General features: G+C 34.1%; 7 protein-coding genes. All 7 read right to left on the minus strand.

What is annotated here, in order from left to right:
* Positions 1–1122: glycoside hydrolase family 92 protein (locus tag HOG71_09725; GenBank protein MBT5991117.1), on the minus strand; the 1122-nt coding region annotated here is incomplete at its 3' end.
* Between the two features lie 9 nt (positions 1123–1131).
* Entirely contained in the window at positions 1132–1881 is a 750-nt protein-coding gene (locus tag HOG71_09730) for a copper homeostasis protein CutC (GenBank protein ID MBT5991118.1), read from the minus strand.
* Positions 1881–3248 (minus strand): sugar MFS transporter, encoded by a 1368-nt coding sequence (locus tag HOG71_09735; protein ID MBT5991119.1) that lies wholly within the window; start codon positions 3246–3248, stop codon positions 1881–1883. Before HOG71_09735 ends, HOG71_09730 begins: the two co-directional genes overlap by 1 nt.
* Positions 3249–3319: 71 nt before the next feature.
* Positions 3320–3883, minus strand: coding sequence for a manganese efflux pump (locus tag HOG71_09740; GenBank protein ID MBT5991120.1), 564 nt, complete (start codon positions 3881–3883; stop codon positions 3320–3322).
* Between the two features lie 417 nt (positions 3884–4300).
* Positions 4301–5143 (minus strand): mechanosensitive ion channel, encoded by an 843-nt coding sequence (locus HOG71_09745; protein ID MBT5991121.1) that lies wholly within the window; start codon positions 5141–5143, stop codon positions 4301–4303.
* A gap of 9 nt (positions 5144–5152) precedes the next feature.
* Positions 5153–6163 (minus strand): magnesium/cobalt transporter CorA, encoded by a 1011-nt coding sequence (corA, locus tag HOG71_09750; GenBank protein MBT5991122.1) that lies wholly within the window; start codon positions 6161–6163, stop codon positions 5153–5155.
* A 56-nt stretch (positions 6164–6219) separates the two neighbouring features.
* On the minus strand, positions 6220–6997 hold a 778-nt coding region (locus HOG71_09755; protein ID MBT5991123.1), incomplete at its 5' end, for a mechanosensitive ion channel family protein.

Raw genomic sequence — 6997 nt, forward strand, 5'->3', positions numbered from 1 at the left:
AAAATCATTCGTCCTTTTTTGATCAATAATGGTCAACAAAGGATGCTCAGCTCTATAGGTATCCCAAAGCGAAAATGTGGTGTAATAATCAAAACCATCTGCCTGATGAATTTGTAAATCTCTTCCTAAATATTGACCATCTACATCCATGAATAAATCAGGGGCTAACATGGCATGATAAAGTGCAGTATAGAATATTGTTTTTTGTTCCTTAGTCCCTCCTTCAACAACAATTTTACTTAACTCTTTATTCCAGGATTCATTAGCTTCATTTTTAACCTGCTCAAAATCCCAATGAGGAATTTCTTCTTCCAGATTTTTCCATGCACCTTCTTTACTGACAGCTGAAATACCAACTTTTACCATGATTGTTTTATCCTTCTCCAGTACAAATTGATAGACTGCTTTTGATCCATTTCCAAAATTAAATTCATGCCCCTTTGTGGTATCCACCCTTACTTCAATATCGTTATTAAAAAACGCTTTTGAAAACTCAATGGCAAAAAATAGTTGCTGATTTCTGGCCCATGCTGATGACTTTCGAACTCCTTCAATTTTTGTGGCAGATAATGCTTTGATTTCAGAATCAATTAATACATCACGATGAATTAAATCCAATATTATCCGTCCTGTATCAACCTCATTAAAAGTGTATTTATGAAAGCCCACTCTTTTCGAGCAGGTTAATTCAACATCTATATGATCATCATCCAAAAGAACCTGATAATAGCCTGCTTCAGCTTTTTCGTTTTTCTTTTGAAAAGCAGATGAATAGCCTTTATTCCCATCAGATCCATTTTCAAATAGTAGCTCTCCGGTATAAGGCATCAATAATATATCTCCATAATCAGAACAACCTGTCCCACTCAAATGCGTATGCGTAAAGCCATAAATAATTGAATCAGAATAATGATATCCAGAACAACCATCCCAACCCGTCAATCGTGTATCAGGACTTAGCTGAACCATCCCAAAAGGCAAGGTCGCCCCCGGGTAGGTGTGCCCATGGCCTCCGGTTCCAATAAATGGATCAACATAATCTGTTAATTCCTGATTCTTGTTTGAACAAGAGGATAAAAACAAAGCCAGCATACTAACTATAACTACTAGGTAATTTTTCATATTTGATTATTAACTTAAAGCTGAAATAACCTTTTGAATTTCGACTAAATCTGCTTCAATAATACTATTGTCATTTAATTCCGGATGATCTGAAAACTGAACCTCAGGATTGTTGAATTGCATCTTACTACTTATAAACCTCTTGGCTGTAAGATGATATTCCTGTGCATTTAATTTTTTGTGAATGCTAGCAATATTATTTGCATTGATTCCAGAACCCGGCATGATGATGATTTGATCATTTGCCTTGTCAAGCAATTCTTTTAAGATGTCAATTCCCTGTGTTACTTTCGGCTTCAAGCCTGAACTTAGAATTCTGCCAAAGCCCAAATTGATGATGTCTTCAAGGGCTATAAATGGATCATGGACTTTATCAAAAGCTCTATGAAAGTTTATTGACATGGGACTTGCCAACTCCGAAATTTCAATGCATTTTTGAATATCAACATGTCCATCAGGCGTAAGAAAACCAAGGACGACTCCATCAATTCCCATTTCTTTACACATCATCACATCTTGTTTGACGACATCAAATTCAACGTCTGAATAATAAAAATCACCTCCCCGAGGGCGAACAATTACATGAATAGCGATATTGCTTCTCTCTTTTGCTAATTTGATTGTTGCAAAACTGGGAGTAGTCCCTCCTTCCAAATAATTTGCACAAAGCTCCACCCTATCTGCTCCTGCTTTTTCAGCAATCAAAACAGATTGGACATTAAAACAGCAAATCTCGATTTTTGGTCTGCTTAATTCCATTATTTAGCTACAACTTTAATTTTATGACCTCTAATGCCATAAAAAATGATATAGAGATAACAGACAACAGGAACCACCAAGGCGTAATGAACTCCAACTTCATCGGCAACAGCACCCAAAAGCATGGGAACTAATGCACCACCCAAAATCATCATAACAAGCAATGACGATCCTTGACTGGTATGTTTTCCTAATCCTTTAATTGCCAGTGTAAATATATTCGACCACATAATGGAGTTAAACAAGCCAATACCTACAATAGCCCACATGGCAATTTGTCCATTTGTTGAAACCCCTACTATTAATAGAAGTGTCACAGCTATTCCAAATATGGTTAATGTTCGCGCAGGCATTGATTTGCCAATTGTAAATCCAATTAACTGAACAGCCATCAGAACCAGGTATTTCCAGGCAATGCTAAAGTCAAACAAATAGGTTATGATAACAAATGCCAGAACAGGTATACCTAACATAATTATCCTTTTCACTAATAGGTTTTTGAAATCACTTAATGATATGGCTCCTAAAAACCTGCCTATCATTAGTCCGCCCCAATATAAAGAAACAATTTTGCTTGCTTCGATTTCGGATAAACCAGCAATTTTGTTCAGGCCAAGATACTTAATCATAATACTGCCAATACTTACTTCGCCACCTACATACATAAAAACGGCAATCATTCCCAAAACAAGATGAGGATATTTCAATGCACCTGCTCCTTTCTCAATCATTCCTTTATTGACAAATTGAGGAAGCTTTGCAAACCGAATAAAAAGTGCAAGTAGCAAAAGAACGGCACCAAAGATTAGATAAGGAACACGCACTGCGTCAGCACCTGTACTTTGTTCTCCAAAAAACTTAAATATCATAAATCCACCTATAGCTGGAGCTAAAGTAGTTCCTAAAGAATTAAACCCTTGAGCTAAATTCAACCTACTTGAAGCAGTTTTTTCAGGCCCCAAAATAGCCACATACGGATTGGCTGCAATTTGTAACATGGTAAAACCCAAAGCCAAAATAAACAAGGCTAATAGAAAAAAAGCATATGACTGATAATGTGCAGCTGGATAAAACAAAAAAGCACCAAAAGCAGAAATCAATAAGCCGATAATGATTGCTTTTTTATAACCAATTTTAGTAATTGGGTCGCCAGATGAAATAGAAATCAGCAAGTAAACCAAGGAACCTATAAAGTAGGCTATGAAAAAAGCAAATTGAACCAACATTGACTTAAAATGACTCAACTCAAATACATCCTTGAAATAGGGAATTAATATATCGTTCATTACGGTAAGAAACCCCCAAATAAGGAATAGGAAAGTCACTGAAATTAGAACGCCTGTATATTTACGGGTATCAACTGTCATCGGAAACGATCATTAAGCAAATTTATTAAGCTACAATAATAGTAATATTCTTATTTTGACTATAAATTAACTTATTGGAGTAATGTATGCTCAATGAGTATTTTTGCACCAATTCCGATTAAAATCAATCCACCAGCTAAGTTTGCATGTTTCCCCAATTTTCCAGAAGATTTTTTCCCAAACAAAATACCGATCATTGAAGCAAAGAAAGTAACAGAACCTATTATTATAGCTGCTAAAAGAATATTTATTTCAATAAATCCAAAACTAATTCCCACAACAAAGGCATCAATGCTTGTTGCGATTGATAAAGCAATAATTGTTGCAAATTTTAGGTTTTTCAACTTCTCTGAATTATCCTCTTTTCTTATAGAGTCGTAAATCATTTTTCCTCCCATCACCAATAAAAGCAAAAATGCAAACCAATGGTCATAAGCTTCTACATAGGATTTTACACCATGCCCAATGAGCCAGCCAATTAGTGGAAAAGATGCCTGAAAAACAGCCATCGACAGTGCAATTTTAACAGCATTCCCGAATACGATTTTTCGAACTGCCACACCGCTACAAATCGAAACAGCAAAGGAGTCGAAGGAAAGGCCGATAGCCAATATAATTATACTTACTATATCCATTATTTAGTAACAATACGAATCTATTGATCCACTTTATCGTTCAGAAATAAGCATCAAAACTACTATTGTGAGTTAAATATTTAGTCGAAAATGGAATTTTAAAATATTAATGGCCTTGATTTTTAAGAATTAGAACTAATCGATGCTGAAGGAATTGAAACCGATCTGATTTTGGATATGGAAGGAGCTTATAAAAAATTTGCGAATGAAAGTGATGAAGGTAAAACCAATGAAGATCAGAATTTAATGAAATTTAAAATGAGGCTGTATCAAGAGTCTAACAATTGCTTCTCTTTCGTCATTCCTTTGAAAAAAGGAATCTCATAATCAGCAAATAGAGATTCCCACTTTCCTGCCTGCCCTCAGGCATGGCGTGAGAATGACGTTGTGAAGGACTTTTAATACAGCCTCATTATTCTAATCACCAGTTATTTTCGATTTCAAATGTAAATCAAGCTGTGGGAATGGAATTGTAATCCTATTTTCCATCAATTTCTTACTTATTATTCTTCTTATTTCACTTTTCACTTTTTCGATCCTGAAAATATTAGTACTGTAAAAAAGCAATTGAAAATCCAAAGAAGAATCTCCAAAATCCAAAAACCTAACGTCAACCATTCTTTTATCCGAAATCTCATTGTGCTCTAAAGCACTTTCTTTCAACACTTTAATCACCAAGTCCACATCACTTCCATAGGCGACTCCTATATTTATCTTAAATCGGGTATGCTTTGATTGATGACTCCAATTAATAACTTTATTTGTTGTGATCAGTGAATTCGGAATAATAATGGAAATTTCATCCCGATTAAGTCCTTTTGACGTACGCAATCCAATACTTTGAATTTTTACAATATCTGAATCAATTTCAAGAATATCCCCCACTTTAATCGAGCGTTCTGACAGTAAAATAATCCCAGAAATTACATCATTAAATGTTTGCTGCAAACCTAAACCTACACCAACAAGCAATGCAGCAGAACCAGCAATAAGAACAGTCAGCTTTAGTCCAATTACATGGAGTATAATACCAATAGAAACAACCCAAATTAAATACCTGATTAGTTGAAAAAGAGCAAGTGCATTTCCCTCATCCACTAATTCCTTTTTCCTTTTTCTGAATAATGCTTTTTTAATCAGCCAAAGTGTTAATTTGGTTAGTAGAAAAATAACAACAATGGCAACTAAAGAAAATACTTTTATTGTATAATTTCCTATATGTACCAATTCAAGTTCAAGTATGTTATATACAGAGTCCATTTTTTTAGTTTAAAGCCATTTTTTCTTTTTGAAATAAAACAACATGCAGATGAAAACAGCAATCATAATCACCCAAACACCTAAATAGCCATATTTCCAGCTCAGTTCAGGCATTGACTCAAAGTTCATCCCATAAATTCCAGCAAGAAAGGTTAAGGGTATAAAAATGGTAGCAATAATTGTTAGTACTTGCATCACCTGATTCATTCTATTGCTAATACCGGAATTAAAAAGATCAAGTGCGCTCGATAATAATTCTCTTTGTGTATCAATTGAATCTAGCAGATGAATTAAATGTTCATAGACATCATTCAAATATCTAAATGTTGTTTCCTTTATCAATCCATTTTTTTCTTTTTGAATGCTATAAACCACATCTCGTAATGGCATGCATGATCTTCGGAAAGCAAGTAATTGCTTCTTCGTACTTTGGATATCAAAATGAATTTGCCTGCTTGAATCAGCAAGCAATTCAATTTCTATATTTTCAATACGTTCGTTGAAAAATTCATTGACAAAAAAGTAATTATCAACCACAATATCAATAAGTCGATAAAATATATAATCCACTTTCCTTTTTCGAACATTGGCCTTGCTTTCCCTAATCCGGTTTCGGAATGGTTCAAATATATCTCCTTCTGTTTCCTGAAACGACAATATCCAATTTTCACCTAAAACAAGACTAATTTGCTCCGATACCAATTCATTTGCGTTTGGATTGATGCCAATCATTTTGAAACTGGCGAAAATACAATTGTCAAATTCTTCTACTTTTGGCCGATGATGTGTGTTTAGCAAATCTTCCAGTAACATTTTATCGAGTTCAAACAACTCACCTATTTCTTCAATAGATTTGATATCACTAACTCCATCTATATTAATCCAAGTTGATGTATGAGTACTCAAATAAGCACCTAATTCAGAAATATCATGACATATTTTTTCTTCGAATTGCTCATCTAAAAAATCGATAATGCTTATTTTGCTTTTTTCACTTTTGTGTTCACCAATGTGAACCAATGCCCCGGGGGTAAACCAACTTTCGAAGAAATTGCTGTTTGAGAATTCATCTGTTGTTATTTAGAATTTTCCTCTATATCTTTTTTAAAGACTAAAGTTCTGTATGGGAAAGGTATTTCAATTCCCTCTTTATCAAATCGTTTTTTGATGGACATATTGATATCACAATGCATTTCAAAAGCACGAAATGCCTGATCTGTCCAAACATATGCTTTCAAATCTATTGAAAAATCTCCAAACTGAATTAGCCTAACAACAATTTGAGGAACATTGTTTTTCTTTTCTTCCTTTGAACGATTATCTATACACAATGGATGCTTTATTGACTCTTCCTGAATAATTTTAATCGCTAAATCAATATCACTGTCATAACTAATTCCTACTTCAATCCACCTGCAAATTTTAGGGTCATCAATTGTGTCATTAATGACTGTTTCTGAACTAATAATTGAATTTGGGATAATGATACTTTTGTTTTCAAAATTTCTAATTACAGTATGACGCAAGGTAATGTCCTCAACCTTTCCTCTCTGATTTTCTCCAATTGAAATTAAGTCATCAACACGAAAAGGTTTAAATATCACGATAAATATTCCACTAATAATATTTGAAAAGGCTTGTTGTGCTGCCAAGCCCAGAATAACAACCATGATACCTGCACTTGCAAATAATGTTAAAGCCAGTGCTTTGAATTTAGGCACTGTATAAATTACCACACCAATTGCAATAGTCCAGATAATTAGGGAAGCTGCATTTTTAAAAAACTTAAAACTTGTTGGGTCTACTTTAAACTTTCTTGATTCCCTTTTATAAGATCTATTTATTAACCATCTA

It is taken from the genome of Bacteroidota bacterium (assembly GCA_018698135.1).
In the GTDB taxonomy this organism is placed as follows: Bacteria; Bacteroidota; Bacteroidia; order CAILMK01; family JAAYUY01; genus JABINZ01.

What these genes read in the sequence shown, in the direction of transcription:
- HOG71_09740 (MBT5991120.1), bottom strand. Translation starts at nt 3,883, where the DNA reads ATGGATATAGTAAGTATAATTATATTGGCTATCGGCCTTTCCTTCGAC.
- HOG71_09735 (MBT5991119.1), bottom strand. Translation starts at nt 3,248, where the DNA reads ATGACAGTTGATACCCGTAAATATACAGGCGTTCTAATTTCAGTGACT.
- HOG71_09730 (MBT5991118.1), bottom strand. Translation starts at nt 1,881, where the DNA reads ATGGAATTAAGCAGACCAAAAATCGAGATTTGCTGTTTTAATGTCCAA.
- HOG71_09745 (MBT5991121.1), bottom strand. Translation starts at nt 5,143, where the DNA reads ATGGACTCTGTATATAACATACTTGAACTTGAATTGGTACATATAGGA.